Source organism: Psychrobacter immobilis (assembly GCF_904846285.1).
Taxonomy (GTDB): domain Bacteria; phylum Pseudomonadota; class Gammaproteobacteria; order Pseudomonadales; family Moraxellaceae; genus Psychrobacter; species Psychrobacter immobilis_D.
In genome coordinates this window covers 43,693-59,562 of sequence record NZ_CAJHAD010000021.1, presented here as the reverse complement: position 1 = coordinate 59,562, position 15,870 = coordinate 43,693, and the positions used below count along the sequence as shown (strand labels likewise).

Here is a 15,870-nt window from a genome sequence, read left to right as displayed (position 1 = left end):
AGAAGTGAAACATCATCGCGCCAATGGTAGTGTGGCTCCGGCCATGTGAGAGTAGGTCATCGTCAGCTCTCTATTCTAAAGTAAAACCCCCTTCTGCATAAGCAGAAGGGGGTTTTCTTTTGGCGCAGGTTTGGGTTAAGCTGCTTTTTCAATATTTTTTAGAGGTGTTAAAGACTATTCTCTATATTCCTAATACATAACTTAACACCCATGCCTTGTTGAGAGCACTTATTAAAGTTATGATAATTATAGTCCATGTTCTCAATGCAGGATTGCTTTGAAACATGAGCTTTTATAGATATATTTAATATGATAAAAATTAATAACTACAAGGATGATAAAATTATGACTATTGCAAAAAATATTGAAGTAAGTAGTACTTCAGAAAAAAGTTTTGAAGACGCTATTCAAAAAGGCGTGGCGCGTATCGCCAAAACTATTAACAATGTTCAAGGTGCTTGGGTAAAAGAGCAGAAAGTAGGCATTACAGATGGTAAGATTGATAAGTATCATGTCATTATGATTGTTAGCTTTGTCATTAATGAAGATACTGATCTTAGTTAATTATTATTAATACTAAATTACTTATAAACCTAATTTGAAAAAATAAAAAGCCTGTGTATGCAGGCTTTTTTTACGTTCTCTAATCAGTAATAAGCTGGTGTTTTTCTCATAAAAATTTCTTAACATTATAGATTGCAGTAAGTATAGTAAACTGGTTGCAGACATTTTTATATGACAGTTTTAATCAGATTTTTATAAACAGAGAAAGTTATGGCAGTAGATTTTACCAATACCTTAATCGTTGCAATATCAGCAACCGCTTTATTTGATTTATCAGAATCTGAAAATCATTTGATAGCGTTATTACAGCAGCGACCTAGCGAGGCGATTAAAGAGTTTCGCAACTATATGACCGAACGTGAGAATGATCCGCTCAGTATCGGCGCAGGCTATCCACTTATCAAAGCATTATTAAATTTAAATAATCATTGTCATGACTGTGAGGGGCAAGGTTCAGGTATTGAGACACCGTTGGTCGAAGTGGTAATTGTCTCAAAAAGTAGCCCTGATACGGGTATTCAAGTGCTCAATGCCATTCGTGAGCATGAATTAACCATTTCACGTTCGGCATTTATCTCTGGAAGTCCTGTAGCGCCCTATATTAAAGATTTTAATGTGGATTTGTTTTTGACCACCAATCGTGATGATGCACAGCAAGTTGCAGATGCCAATATTTGTGCCTGTGCGATATTGGATGCTACTCCGATAAATACTTATGAGCTAGACACAAATCAGCTGCGTATCGCCTTTGATGGTGACGCGGTATTATTCGATGACTCAGGTGAGCTGCTCTATAAGCAAAAAGGTTTGCAGGCTTTTCATGAGCGTGAAGCCGAAATGCGTGACTTACCTATAGAAAAGGGACCTTATGCAGAGCTGTTGATTAAGCTGTCGAAGATGCAGGAGCGTTTGCCCGCAAGCTTGCATACTTCTCCTATGAAGATAGCTTTAGTCACTGCCCGTAATGCTCCTGCTGACTTGCGGGCTATCAAAACTTTAAGAGACTGGGGTGTTGATCTTGATATGGCGTTTTTTTTAGGCGGACTTGAAAAAACTTCGGTATTAAAAACCTTTGCGCCGCATATTTTCTTTGATGATTCGGTCAAACATATTGATGCTGCGCGTAATTTTATGCCGACGGCCCTAGTTCCTTATCATTCGACCTCATTGTTGCATGCCAAAAGTATATTAACGGCAGACGAAGACGCGTCATTATTATCATTTAAACCTGTGGAAAGCTCGATTTCTTCTGTGAGTCATTAATAGATTTTTAATAAAATTAGAAGGCTTAAAAGGTAATACGTCAGATGAAATGGCAGCAATTATTCACCCTCGTCATGCAAAGAATTAAGCAAGTTATCGGTTTATATGCTTTTGTACTTATACCGATGTGGGGTATGTTCTTTCTTAATGAAACGGTATTTTTTGGTCTGTGGAATATTTTTGGTATTGTGCCACGTGCCCTAGATACTGGTAGTATGATTGGGGTTTTTGCATCATGGACAATGCATGGCAATTTTTCCCACTTACTTGGCAATACGTTAACGCTATTACAAATTCTATTTTTATTTGGGCTATTTGAAAATAATGCTTATCGTACGCTGCTTAAATTAATCGTAGCGTCAGGATTGGTAACTTGGGTCATTGGTTCGCCGTTATCGATTCATATCGGCGCGTCGGGGCTTTGTTTTGCGATGCTTGGTTACATGATAGGCGGGGCAGTATTTGCAAGGCGTTGGGGCTACTTATTGGCTTGTATCGTGATGGGCACAGGTTATTGGTTGATCATTAAACAAGGTTTGATGCCGCAGCAAGGCATTTCATTTGCGGCGCATTTTGGTGGGCTATGCGCCGGCTTACTGTTAGGAGCGAATTCAAAGCATGCTTATAGCAGTATGAATACGCGCTATTAACTCCTATGAGCACAACAATATTTTCAATATTAGATTTGTTTTTAATATGATATTTTCAATAAGATATCAGTCTTAACTTTTATTGATACAAACATTGATATACAGCGGGTCTGTCTTTTCCAAAGGTCGCCACTTGGTGGTTTGCTTCACGTGCTCATCAATACTGAGCTTACTGTCTTTTTCTTGTAGCACATAATCTGCACGAGCAGGGGCAGCACAATCGATAACTTGCGGTACTTGCTGCACACTTCTACGTCTTTCAAACAAATACAAATTAACCAAATAAATATTTGGCGCATCGGCGTTGGCGCGAGCGTGTCCGCTATCAGCGGCGATAAAGCGTAATGTCTGTGGTTTGACATATGACCAAGGACGAAACCACGTGCTTTCTTCAACCTTTTTAACAACATGAACGCCTTCAGGAAGCTGGGCGACCTGCTGACCTAACCAGCTATACTCTTGGCTTATTTGAAAACCAAAGATACCGATGGCACCAAATAATGGAATAAGCCATCTTGGTGCTTTCTTACCAGCCAGTTTACTCAAGTGAGTTATAACCAATGCTATCCCAGCCAAACCAAACCCAGCTGCTATGGTAGCGATAAACTCAAAAAGCATAAGATTTTTCCTTAACGCCATCAGCGCATTTAATACCAATTATTAAAAACAAATTTACTTTTATGAGTATTTTAAGCGCATTTATTATGTCATTTATGAATATTTTTCTCATCATTTTTACTTTTAAGAGTGATGGATAAAAAAATCACTCACAAGCAGCTACTGCCTGTGAGTGATATATTATCGTAAAAGATTATCCATCATTTGCACTTTTAATGGCTTAGTGATCGATTGCCGCACCAGCGCCACGCGGAGAACGAACACTTTCAACCAACTCTTGGATATGTGCTGGTGGAGGCGCAGTCGCATAAGAAACAGCGAATGCAACGATAAAGTTAAGCAATGCACCAACCGCACCAAATGATAATGGTGAGATACCAAACAACCAGTACTCTTCAGTATCAGGGAAGTTTGCAGTACCAGTAATGAAGAACCAACCTTTGAAGACAAAGATATAGACCAAAATACTAATAAGACCGGTTAGCATACCAGCAATGGCGCCAAGGTTATTAATACGTTTCGAGAAAATACCCATCATTAATACAGGGAAAAGTGAAGCACCCGCAATACCAAAGGCTAATGCTACGACCTGTGCGGCAAACCCTGGAGGGTTAATACCGAGCCATGTCGCAACCACAATCGCGATAGCCATCGTGATACGTGCTACTTTTAGCTCGCCTGCATCACTAATATTAGGGTTAAGGTTACGCTTGATTAAGTCATGACTAATCGCTGATGAGATAGCAAGTAGTAGACCAGCTGCCGTTGATAGCGCTGCTGCCAAACCACCGGCGGCGATAAGACCAATAACCCAACCTGGTAGCTGTGCAATTTCTGGGTTAGCCAATACTAAGATATCAGCGTTTACGTCAAGCTCGTTACCTGCCCAGCCTCTATCAACAAATACACCATCACGCTCTAAAGCATGTTCAGCTTTTGCTTTTTCGACCGCAGCTGTTGTAGCAGCGACATCGCCGCCATCAGTGTTTGCGGCAGCCAATGCTAGCTCTGCTGCACCAAGTCCACTATCGGCATATAACTGGATACGACCATCGTTATTGAGATCGTTATACTTAATAAGACCCGTTTCTTCCCATGTTCTCATCCAGTCTGGACGTTGATCATATTCGATAGCAGGAGCGTCAACACCTTGTGGATAAATGGTATCGATTAGGTTTAAACGTGCCATCGCACCTACTGCCGGTGCAGTGAAATATAGTAGCGAGATGAAAACTAACGTCCAACCAGCTGTCCAACGGGCGTCAGCCACCTTAGGAACCGTGAAAAAGCGAATGATAACGTGCGGTAGACCCGCTGTACCAATCATCAATGATAACGTAAATAGCACCATGTTTAGCTTGTTCGGCACATCAGCGGTATAAGCGGTAAAGCCTAAGTCGACGACGATTTGATCAAGCTTGGTTAAGATAGGAATACCTGCTTCAACATGGTTTGAGAACAAACCAAGACCTGGAATCGGGTTGCCCGTTAACTCAAGTGAGATAAATACAGCAGGAATCGTATAGGCAATCATTAGAACCACATACTGCGCAACCTGCGTGTAGGTAATCCCTTTCATACCACCAAGTACGGCGTAGAAGAATACAACAACAGCGGCAATAATTAGACCAGTGGTGTTATCAACCTCTAGGAAGCGTGAGAATGCCACACCAGCACCGGTCATCTGACCGATAACATAAGTGGTTGATGCAATAATCAAACAAACGACTGCGATCATAGCAGCGGTCTTGGAATAAAAACGGTCGCCAATAAAATCAGGAACCGTGAACTTACCAAATTTACGTAGGTAAGGCGCTAGGAGCATGGCCAGTAGAACATAACCGCCTGTCCAACCCATCAAATACGTTGAAGCAGCATAACCGCCCGTTGCAATAATACCTGCCATCGAGATAAATGACGCCGCACTCATCCAGTCAGCAGCCGTTGCCATACCATTCATTACTGGATGCACACCGCCGCCAGCTACATAAAACTCACTGGTCGAACCTGCACGTGCCCACCAAGCAATACCGAAGTATAGAGCGAAGGATAGGCCTACAAAAATAATATTAATCGTAAATTGACTCATAGGGCTATTCCTCGTCTACACCATATTGTTTATCTAGTTTATTCATGCGCCATGCATAGAAGAAGATTAGGGCAATAAATACGATAAGCGCCCCTTGTTGTGCAAACCAAAAGCTTATATCGGTACCGCCTATTCGAATACCTGACAATAATGGACGTAGCAAGATGCCAAAACCATAAGAGACTAACGCCCAAATGACGAGGCTGACTTTGATGAGACGGAGATTGGCGCGCCAATAACCTGATGAATCGTTGTGGTTCTCCATAGGACAACTCCTTTTGCCTAACATAAAAACAAGGTCACTGATTTGAGTCTGACAAGTCATTTTGCTTTAGTGTTTGTGCCACTAACAAAAGCAGTGTGACACTCAGTCCATCTTACAACCATAAAAACGGTAGACGAACGGCTAAAGCAGAATGATCAATCAGATAAGTAACCCAAAATTATCAACATATGAGCAAATTCTTTCAATGCGAGCGATACATACACTGATGTTAAGTTGCTCGGTATGACACCATGAAATTTGCAGGATAAAATCAATATTAACCGGTTAAAAATTTATCTTTTCGTTATCTATTAACAGAGATAAAGGGGTTTTTATAAAATTAAGCGGATATAAACAGTGAGATTTAAGTAGGAGGGTCGGTATTGGCTGACAATCCTCTGTCTCATTATTCATATCATCTTCCCGATAATATGGCTTCAATACTTCATAACTTATTCATTCCAGTAAGTATTGCAAGCGTTTTTTATAAACTTATTAGGAATATATACAATATTGACTTAATTAACAATAAATAAATTTTATTTACTTTATGTAACTAAATATTCGTTCCATAGAAACTCTAGCTAACTTATGTTAGTAAAGGTTAATAAACCTCCCGTCTTTGACAGAATAGCCTACTAAAACCTTATTAACGTTAAGGATTTTCTCTTCTAGCTATATTAATAGCTAGAAGTCAAAAATGGCATTTATTTTAAGAATAACAATCAAGAATTCATAAACGCATGTTATGTTACCAAGTTTTTTTGTAATAAATAAGCGTTATATAAATATAGCCATACTGTCATCACTATTAATCAGTCTTAAAAGTTTTTTATTATTCATTTATTTATAACAATAGATTTTTTATTTAAATTTTTTCACTCGTCAAAAGTTTAGAGATATTAAAAGTTCTAAATAAAGGATTGAAACAGTTAAATAATCACCAGTCAGTTAAAATACGCCAACATGATATGGGTGATTTTATTGCCACTTTATCGCTTAGTTTTCCAATACTCTTAGAGAGGTCAGGAGAGAACAAAGCGTCATAAGAGGGTGGACAGTCACATTAATTAATAACGTATGTTAAAAATATAGAAAGTCAGTCAGGGAAATATAGTATGAACGAAAGCATAGCAGGTTGGTTTAATAGCGCCGTTAATTACGGTGTTAGTATTATTTGGGGTAACAATGATTGGTTAATCGCCAGTAATCCATGGTATGGCTTGCTGATGTTCGTTTTGATTGGTGCTGGTCTTTATTTTACCATTGCTACGCGCTTTATTCAGTTTCGTCACTTCGGCCATATGTGGCAGTTATTGCGAGTGTCAAATCAAGGGCGTAAAGATGGCGGTATCAGCTCATTTGAAGCGCTGATGACGTCCTTAGCAGCGCGTGTTGGCACCGGTAATCTGGCAGGGGTCGCCATTGCTATCTATCTTGGTGGACCGGGGGCGGTGTTTTGGATGTGGATGACGGCGATCGTGGGTATGTCGACCAGTTTCATCGAGTCAACCTTAGCGCAAGCCTACAAAGTGCCGCATAATGACAATGTTTACCGCGGTGGACCAGCTTATTATATTGAAAAAGGTTTGGGTAAGCGCTGGCTAGCGATATTTTTCTCGCTTTGTTTGTTGGTTGCTTTTGGTTTGGCGTTCAATGGCGTACAGTCAAATACCATTGCACAAGCGACCAATCAAGCCTTTGGGATTCCGACTTGGATGACAGGTTTGGTATTGGTGGTGCTAGTCGCGCCAGTGGTATTTGGTGGTCTACGTTCGGTTGCGCGTATCGCGGGTAAAATCGTGCCAGTTATGGCGATTCTTTATATCTTATTGGCACTTTATATTATTGTCACCAACTTTAGCGAGTTCCCAGCAGCGATTGCCTTGATTGTAAAATCGGCCTTTGGCTTTGAGCAGGCGGCGGGCGGTGTAATTGGTTATGGTATTGCACAGGCAATGATTAACGGTATCAAACGCGGTTTGTTTTCGAACGAAGCCGGTATGGGCTCAGCGCCTAATGCAGCGGCAACGGCAAAAAGCCATCCTGACCATCCTGCCGTGCAAGGTTTTATGCAAATGCTGGGTGTATTTATGGATACGCTGGTTATCTGTTCAGCCACTGCTGCCATTATTATTCTCTCTGGCGTGGTCGACCCGAGTGTCGAACAAGAGGGTATTCAATTAACCCAGTTAGCATTGTCGAAGTATGTGGGTGATATGGGCGTGATTTTCGTCGCGATTGCTATTTTCTTCTTCTCGTTTACTTCTATCATTGCCAACTATAGTTATGGTGAATCTAATCTTGAATTTATCTCTGGTGAAAAAAATGCCAAAGTCATGATTATGATTTTCCGCTTTATGGTTTTGGGCATGGTGTTCGTCGGCGCTATTGCTAGCTTACCTGCTATTTGGAACTTTGCTGACTTATCGATGGGTCTCATGGCACTCGTTAACTTAATAGCGATTTTAATCTTGTCACCGGTTGCGCTCAGAATATTGCGTGATTATGAAAGACAAATCAAAGAAGGTAAAACGGGCGATCAAATCAAGTTCGATCCCGATGACTTTGTGAAATTAAAAGATGAAGCCAATCGTGATGCGTGGACTGATTAACCTTTAAAAGCAAATCAAGAAAATATGCCATTCAAGCTACAAGCATCAAAAAACCGCTCTTATGATTATAAGAGCGGTTTTTTATGAAGCTATATTACCTCAAACAGGGTTTACATGTTTGGATAGTTAGGACCGCCGCCGCCTTCTGGCGTCACCCAAGTAATGTTCTGCGCCGGGTCTTTGATATCACAGGTTTTACAATGCACGCAGTTTTGCGCATTGATGACAAACTTGGCACCTTCGGCATCTTTCACCACTTCATAAACGCCCGCTGGGCAATATAGACGCGCAGGCTCAGCATATAGTGGTAAGTTGATAGAAACAGGAACCGTAGGATCGGTCAGTTTCAGATGCGTTGGTTGGTCTTCAGCATGGTTGGTATTAGAGATAAAGACTGATGACAGCTTATCAAATATCAGTTTACCATCCGGCTTAGGATAGGTTGGCTGATAAGCATGGGCTGCACGCTCTAGCTGATCATAATCTCTCTTATTATCATGGATAGTCAGTGGCATCTTACCTTTTAGTAAATTTTGCTCTAAAAATGTAAAGGCGCCGCCCATCCATTGACCCAGACGGTGCATCGCTGGTGCAAAGTTACGCGCTTCATAGTTATCTTGATATAACCAAGATTCTTTATACATGGTGCTATAAGCGACCACGTCATCATGCTCACGACCGGCTTGTAGCGCCTCAAAGATCGCTTCAGCCGCTAACATACCTGATTTCATTGAGGTATGCGTGCCTTTGATTTTGGCAGGGTTTAAGAATCCAGCATCATCACCGACCAAGACGCCACCTGGGAAGGTGAATTTTGGTAATGAGTTTAAGCCACCTTTGGTTAATGCACGCGCGCCGTAAGAGAGGCGTTTACCGCCTTCTAAGACATTGCGAATGAGCGGATGCAGTTTTAGGCGCTGCATTTCATCAAACGGTGACATATAAGGGTTTGAGTAAGATAAATCGATAACCATACCAAAACTTACTTGGTTGTTTTCATCGAAATATAACCACCAACCACCAGAAGAACCAGTGTCAGTTAATGGCCAACCTGAACCATGCATGACCACACCTTGCTCATGCTTTTCTGGGTTTACTTCCCATAGCTCTTTTAGACCAATACCGTAATGCTGAGGGTCTGAGTCTTTATCAAGAGCGAAACGGCTGATGAGGCGCTTGCCCAAATGACCGCGGCAACCTTCGGCAAAGATAGTGTATTTACCCAGTAGCTGGTAGCCTGGCTCAAAGCTAGATTTGGCTTCGCCATTGGCGGCAACGCCCATATCGCCGGTTAATACGCCTCTTACCGAACCGTCATCATTATACAAAATTTCATCGGCAGGGAAGCCTGGGAACATCATGACTTCAAGCTCTTCTGCTTGCTCAGCCAACCAACGAACGACGTTGCCTAATGACACGATATAGTTGCCGTGATTGTGCATGCTGGCAGGTACGATAGCATCAGGAAGTTTGGTTGCTTTGGTGGCAGAACCGAGCATGTACACGCGGTCTTCGATAGCAGGAACGTTTAGAGGCGCGCCTTTTTCTTTCCAGTCTGGTATCAGCTCGTCTAAAGCACGCGGCTCGATGACAGCGCCAGATAAAGTATGCGCACCAAACTCTGAACCTTTTTCGACCACACAAACCATAAATTCGTCGTTGCCGGCTGCAATAGCAAGCTGACGCAATCGGATAGCTGCAGATAGACCTGCAGGTCCACCACCGACGATAATGACGTCAAACTCCATCGATTCACGTTCGATTTCAGGCTCCGCAGCGACAGGTTCTACGATTGGCTCCGGTGCTTTTTCTAGCACAGGCGCGTCAACCACAGCCGCCTCTGTTGCTTCAGTTTCAGCAACTTCTTCAGTCACGGCGACTTCTTTAACTTCTGGTGTGGCTTCTACTTCTGTAGCTACCGTTTCTGCTACTGACGTATCAGTATTTGCGATGTCGCTATTAACACCATCACTATCAACGACTGGCGTTTGATTGTCTTGCTCTTGCATACCTACTCCTAAACTTTTAGTGGCTTATCTCAGGGCATCATTAGCTTAACAATTGAATAATAAGGCTTGCGGCGCTAACGTTACTCAGACATATGGCTGCCCGATAAAAACTGTCTTTGCGGCATCAATTGACGGCGTTAAGGTTAATAATATTTGCTTAAAAAATATCAACCTATAACGTGAAATGTGTCATTAATACAACACCCACTGAAGCATTTCAAATAAAAAATCGTTACCCATTATAAAAGAAAAGTCCTACAAACACGATACGCATTTCTGGGCATCAATGTTAAGGTAGGATTGAGTGAGTAGGGGTACAATGACGATAGGCTTTCATCATACCCGAAACTAAAATTTATAGTAATAATAGATTTGCCAAACTTTGATTACTAAATAAAGGATTATTTGATGAGCGATAATAATAAAAGCGTCGATGCTGTGAGTAAAAATGATGCTCAAGCCCCAAATAATAAGGCATCCGAGCTAAATAGCATCGATGCACTTAGCCTGTATTTTAAGTCAGTAGCCAGCACACGCCAAGGACGCGCCATACCGCCACTGGAGAAATGGCACCCTGAGCAAGTAGACGATATGGATTTGATTATCAAAGCCAATGGTGAATGGTGGCACGAAGGTGGGCATATGACCCGGCAGTCATTGGTCAATTTATTTGCCACTATTTTGTGGAAAGAGGAAAATAATGGCGCGGTTGAGTACTTTTTAAAGACGCCGGTGCAAAAGCTGCGTATTCAAGTAGAAGATGCGCCCTTATTAATTGATGATGTCGGTATCATTAATGAAGACAATACGTGCTGGCTAGAATTTACCACTACAACTGGTGATGTGGTGCGTTTAGATGATAAGCATCCGATTAGTTTGCGTGCTTATTCAGGCAAAAACCATGACCATAACAAGAGCGAAGAAAAGCAGAACATAGAAGCTGATGTTCAAATTCGTCCTTATATGATGGTGCGAAATGGTTTGGATGCGTTGATTGGTCGCAATGCTTTTTATCATTTAACCGAAATTGGGGAATTGACAGAGCGTGATGGTGAGACGATACTAACGCTGCAAAGTGGCGGCAAGTCTTATCCGTTATCGATGCCATCCAGTTAAGCATAAAACATATTTAGCATCTGACAATATTTAACATCTATATAAAAACGGCGGTAAGATAGCAATGAAAATTGCCGTAAAAGCAGCTCCAAACAATACAAGCTATGAGAGCCTTGATACAGCCTCACCGACAGGTACTAATACTAATATTAAAAAGGTTATGTCGAATAATAGCGTGATAAATAATGCGATTAAAAAAAATCGCAGCGCACCAATTGGCTTGTTTGATTCGGGTGTTGGCGGGTTATCGGTTTATTTGCATTTGGCTCAGCAATTACCGTATGAGCGTTATGTTTATTATGCCGATACTTTGCATGTGCCGTACGGCAATCGTGATAGTGAAGATATTAAAGCCTTGACGCTAGCCGCAGTAGAATGGCTGTACCAACAAGGCTGCAAGCTTATTGTTATCGCCTGCAATAGCGCTTCGGCTTATGCATTAGAGACCGCACGCCGCTATTATCCGCAGCTGCCAATTGTCGGTTTGGTCCCTGCTTTAAAACCTGCGGTCTTTGCCAGTAAAACGGGTCATGTCGCAGTACTGGCAACAAAAGCGACTTTAAATGGAACGCTACTTAATGATGTCATTACTAATGTAGCCATTCCTAATGCGACCAGAATCACTAAGTATTTTGACGCAAAATTAGTCCCTTGGGTCGAGGCAGGTATGCCACAAGAGAGTGAAACCGCTCAGGGTTTGCGTCAGCAATTACAGGTATTTGCCCAAGATGGCGTCGACCAGCTGGTACTAGGCTGTACCCATTATCCATTCTTTAAAGCGTTTTTACGGCAAGAGATTGCTGAGCAACAATTAGCAATACAAATTGTCGATTCAGGGCAGGCAATCGCTGAGCGCGTCAAGCAACTATTGTTAGCAAACCACTTATTAGCAGATCAGTTGTCGGTATTGCTAGTCGAGGTTTTAGCTAATGAGCGGTTAGGTGATACGAAAGCAAGTTTAAATATACTGCCGCCGTTGACTTTTTATGCAACCAAACATGATGAGCAGTTAGACGCTGTGATACAGCGTTTATTAGGTAAACAGACTCGTATAAACTACTATCTTTCTCCTTAAGCTACTTTGTTTTATTCTAATATCAGTTTTTTACCTGTTCAATAGTGAGGTAGCTGTTATAATCCCGCAATATATTAGTGGAATTAGTAATAAACTGAACGCATATTAGCAATATTATGCTAGGCTAGTATTTGCTTAATAGAATATATAGAGTAACTCAGGTTTCATTAGTAATTCACATGACTAATATTCACACGACTAATATTTATATAGCTATTATTTATATAAATACCATTTATATAATTATCTGAGCTTAGAGGTGATTGTGCCAAACCGTCGCTATCATATTCACGTCATATGCGCTGACAACGACCAACTGTTGGTTTTAGACAGTGTGGCGATGTTTTTTCAAGCCCGTGCATTTTTAACCTATGACGTTTCTAGTAAATTACCAAAAGCGTCGCTATATGGTCGCCAGTGTATCGATGCCTGCGACTATGCGCTGATGATTATTGGGGATAGCTATGGTACGGCGCAAAATACCGGTGTCAGTCAAATGCATTTGAGCTATCTCAATGCCAAAGCCAAGCTCAAACCCTTATTGATATTGGTCAAGAGTCACCATAATGAGGTTAATATCAGTCGGCAGCTGCAAGAGTTTACCAATATGGTGACGCAAAAAGCCGAGAAGATTTATTATTATGAAACCGAAAATGATATCGAGCAGCTGCTCATTCAGGCCTACTATAAAATGGTTGCCAATCACGAAGTTGGGGATGGCTGGGTAAGAGTCAGTGACGAGCTGATGAAAGCCAATAAATCTGCCCTTACTGATGAAATAGCTAGCGCTTTTTCGACCAATAAAGAGCCTAAACAAACACAATCTCGCCCCGTGATTATTAATCATCTTGCCGCTGATAATGTTAGTAAACCCATTATTCTGACCGATACCTTTGAGATTCAATATAAAGCGCAAGCGTATGAAGGCGGTAATTTAACTGATGTGACCAGACCCATGATTTTGTCGTGGCAAGAGATATTAGTTAGCTTGATGAAAATTCCCGCCACCTTCTCAAGCTATGGTCTACAGAGCGCCATCAATCGCCTAATTGCCATCCGAGCTGAAACAGATATCAAAAAAGACATGCCAAACGTCCACGCTGTGTCGCGTTGTCAGATTTCTCAAGATGATTTAAATCAATTGCAGCGTCAATTGGTGGCGGCTAATTGGATACAATTAACCACTTACGGCACACGGGTCACCCAAGAGCTTTGGAAGCTCACTTTTTATGCCAAAAGCTTATTGGCTGATAAAAAACCAAAAATAGACAGTCATCCGTCTTTACCGCTCAGTTAGCTTAAGCTATCCATTCTATTTTTGATAAATACCTTGTCTAATACCTCTCATTAATTCAATCGCTAGCTATAATTCAATTGATAGTTATCTAAATGGGCTTTTCTACGTTCATGGCTACGTTTTGTAATACAAAGCATACGTCGCAATGGTTGTGAAGCTGTTCAATACCCGTGATAATGAAGATGATAAGCACATAACCATATTGAACAACTAGGGAGAATAAATAATGAGTAATTCTAAAAATGATACCTTAAAAAGTGAATTAACCAGTTTGGAAGAGAAAATGCATGATGCAAACCAGTTTCATACCTTGGAAGAGCAAGTCGCCGATATGAAGCGCCGCGGTATTGATCCAACCCAAGCCTATAAAGATTTGGATAGAAAAGAAGAAGATACCGATTGGGGCGATGCTACGTGGAAAGAAAATGGTAAATGGGAGCCAAAAACGCCTGCTGATCTAGATGATAAAGCACGCGAAAATTGGGACGGCGACAATGGTAAACCAAACCCGCCACCGATTGTTTAATAGCTGTTATTGATAGAGATTGTTTAATAATCACCATTTATTTTTAACGCATTAAATGTATTTCATAAAAAAGCCACGCTAATTTGCGTGGCTTTTTCGTTGAATTTTTAAGCATTATTGGCCTAAATTACTGATAATTCAGGTCAAAATTAAACTACGAACCTTCATCAACACGTATAAGTTTCACCGTACCATCAGGACTGGTAACACGGCGATAGCGCGTATTGCTTGATGATGTTGATGGTCTAACGGTTGGCTGCGCAGATGGCTGTGCTGAATAAGTGTTAGAGTTTGAGCTGTCAGTTTGCTGTTGAATCAATTGTCCCATACGGTCGGCAGGGGCAGCATTTAAAGGACGACTGTTTGCTGGTTGTCCGTATTGATTGCCATATTGAGAGCTGCTGGCAGCGCTATTGCCAACGATAGCGCGATAAAACTTCTGTCCGGCGCGTCCATCGGCTGGGAAAATACCACGGCTCGATTGGTATTGTTGAATAGCAGTACGCGTATTATCACCGATAATGCCGTCGACTTCTCCAATATCGTAGCCTGCATTTAATAATGCTTGCTGAATTGCTCGAGATTCTTGGCGACCAATACCAGGGTCATCAGTTGGCCAAGCGGTAATAAAGTCGGTTTTGCTGCTATCTTCACGAGTAATCAGATCTGATAAATGCGCAATAGCCAGTGCATAGCTTTCTGAGGCATTATACGAATAGAAAGTATCGAAGTTTTTACCAACTAAAAATGCTGGACCGTCAGGACCTGCAGGCAATAATAAACCGGCACTATCTAAATCAGAAGGCAGCGGGTTACCGTTCGCCAATGTCAGCCCTTGATTGCGCCAATGACTGATAGATTTTTTGTCTTTACGGTTCGATGCGCCCCAATATCCACTCGGAAGTTTGACTTCATAGCCCCATGGCTCACCTGAACGATAGCCGCGTTTGTCTAAAAAGTTGGCAGTAGAGGCAAGCGCATCAGGGACGCTATTAACCAAATCACGACGACCATCGCCATCAAAATCGACGGCCAATTCTAAAAAAGTACTGGGCATAAATTGTGTTTGCCCAAACGCACCCGCCCATGAGCCAGTCATATCACTAGGTGCGATATCGCCATTTTGCACAATTTTTAAGGCATTGGCATATTCGCCTTGGAAGTAGCTTTGACGACGGTCAAAACAGGACAGTGTCGCTAAAGATTCAAACAAGGGTTTTTTACCCAATGTTTGCCCAAAGTTGGATTCCACGCCCCAAACCCCTAATACGTGCTCGGCTTTGACACCATAGCGCGATTCAATTTTACGCAGGGTATCTGCCCACTGGCGTTTGGCACGGATACCATCTTCTACTCGTTCCGTATCGACAAGTGACGACAGATAATCCCAGACGTCCTTTTGAAACTCTGGCTGATAGTTCAATGACTGAATCACACTAGGGTCAGGCTGGCTTGGGCGATAGTTATTAAAGGTAAAGCTATCGACGCCGCGGAATTTACTAGAATTTTTTAGACCATCTAAGCACTGCTGAAACTGGCTATTAGATAATTCAGGAATTGCTGGTTTTGCAGCCTGTGCGGTGCTAGCAAGGCTGAGACCAACGGCGATGCTAAGTAGAGATAAAGTAGAAGTTGAAGAAAAACGCATGGAAATATCCTATAAACATCGAAATAGTCATTGAAAGAGAACAAAGCTGGTTTAAGCAGTATGGACTTAGAGTAACCAATCTCAATAGTAAAGAAAAGGTATCGAAGCACTCAGTTACTATAAATTGACGGTGGC

Annotated in this window: 13 protein-coding genes; 8 read left to right on the top strand and 5 right to left on the bottom strand. The window is 41.7% G+C overall.

Going from position 1 to position 15,870, the window contains the following annotated elements; all coding sequences use genetic code 11:
* Window positions 1-345 precede the first annotated feature (345 nt).
* From JMX13_RS11380 to JMX13_RS11370, 3 genes are all read left to right on the top strand, one after another.
* A complete protein-coding gene (locus JMX13_RS11380) occupies window positions 346-564 on the top strand; it encodes a dodecin family protein (protein WP_201546545.1) in 219 nt (72 codons plus the stop codon).
* Between the two features lie 210 nt (window positions 565-774).
* Entirely contained in the window at window positions 775-1,827 is a 1,053-nt protein-coding gene (locus tag JMX13_RS11375; protein ID WP_201612709.1) for a 5'-nucleotidase, read from the top strand.
* Window positions 1,828-1,871: 44 nt separating this feature from the next.
* Complete coding sequence (locus tag JMX13_RS11370) at window positions 1,872-2,477, top strand: rhomboid family intramembrane serine protease (RefSeq protein WP_201612690.1); 606 nt, start codon at window positions 1,872-1,874, stop codon at window positions 2,475-2,477.
* A gap of 72 nt (window positions 2,478-2,549) precedes the next feature.
* On the opposite strand, the gene JMX13_RS11365 is transcribed toward JMX13_RS11370, so the two are convergent.
* From JMX13_RS11365 to JMX13_RS11355, 3 genes are all read right to left on the bottom strand, one after another.
* A complete protein-coding gene (locus tag JMX13_RS11365) occupies window positions 2,550-3,095 on the bottom strand; it encodes a hypothetical protein (RefSeq protein ID WP_201612681.1) in 546 nt (181 codons plus the stop codon).
* Window positions 3,096-3,315: 220 nt separating this feature from the next.
* Window positions 3,316-5,184, bottom strand: coding sequence for a sodium:solute symporter family protein (locus JMX13_RS11360; RefSeq protein ID WP_201546541.1), 1,869 nt, complete (start codon window positions 5,182-5,184; stop codon window positions 3,316-3,318).
* 4 nt (window positions 5,185-5,188) lie between these two features.
* Window positions 5,189-5,449: a DUF4212 domain-containing protein gene (locus JMX13_RS11355; protein WP_011514563.1), complete on the bottom strand. Its 261-nt coding sequence runs from the start codon at window positions 5,447-5,449 to the stop codon at window positions 5,189-5,191.
* Window positions 5,450-6,567: 1,118 nt separating this feature from the next.
* Between JMX13_RS11355 and JMX13_RS11350 the strand changes: the two genes are divergently transcribed.
* Window positions 6,568-8,064: an alanine/glycine:cation symporter family protein gene (locus tag JMX13_RS11350; protein WP_201612679.1), complete on the top strand. Its 1,497-nt coding sequence runs from the start codon at window positions 6,568-6,570 to the stop codon at window positions 8,062-8,064.
* 110 nt (window positions 8,065-8,174) lie between these two features.
* Here the strand turns inward: JMX13_RS11350 and JMX13_RS11345 are convergent, their stop codons facing one another.
* The gene (locus JMX13_RS11345) at window positions 8,175-9,812 is read right to left on the bottom strand and encodes an electron transfer flavoprotein-ubiquinone oxidoreductase (RefSeq protein WP_201612721.1); all 1,638 of its coding nucleotides are present in this window, start codon (window positions 9,810-9,812) and stop codon (window positions 8,175-8,177) included.
* Window positions 9,813-10,481: 669 nt separating this feature from the next.
* Between JMX13_RS11345 and JMX13_RS11340 the strand changes: the two genes are divergently transcribed.
* The 4 genes from JMX13_RS11340 to JMX13_RS11325 all read left to right on the top strand — a co-directional run bounded on the left by JMX13_RS11340 (window position 10,482) and on the right by JMX13_RS11325 (window position 14,087).
* Window positions 10,482-11,189: a DUF1285 domain-containing protein gene (locus tag JMX13_RS11340; RefSeq protein WP_201612677.1), complete on the top strand. Its 708-nt coding sequence runs from the start codon at window positions 10,482-10,484 to the stop codon at window positions 11,187-11,189.
* A 160-nt stretch (window positions 11,190-11,349) separates the two neighbouring features.
* Window positions 11,350-12,264 (top strand): glutamate racemase, encoded by a 915-nt coding sequence (murI, locus tag JMX13_RS11335; RefSeq protein ID WP_227686302.1) that lies wholly within the window; start codon window positions 11,350-11,352, stop codon window positions 12,262-12,264.
* A gap of 265 nt (window positions 12,265-12,529) precedes the next feature.
* Window positions 12,530-13,561, top strand: a complete 1,032-nt coding sequence (locus JMX13_RS11330) for a DUF4062 domain-containing protein (protein ID WP_227686300.1) — start codon at window positions 12,530-12,532, stop codon at window positions 13,559-13,561.
* A 226-nt stretch (window positions 13,562-13,787) separates the two neighbouring features.
* Entirely contained in the window at window positions 13,788-14,087 is a 300-nt protein-coding gene (locus JMX13_RS11325; protein WP_201612670.1) for a hypothetical protein, read from the top strand.
* Between the two features lie 154 nt (window positions 14,088-14,241).
* Here JMX13_RS11325 and JMX13_RS11320 read toward each other — a convergent pair whose 3' ends face one another.
* A complete protein-coding gene (locus JMX13_RS11320) occupies window positions 14,242-15,735 on the bottom strand; it encodes a lytic murein transglycosylase (RefSeq protein ID WP_201612668.1) in 1,494 nt (497 codons plus the stop codon).
* Window positions 15,736-15,870: the final 135 nt, after the last annotated feature.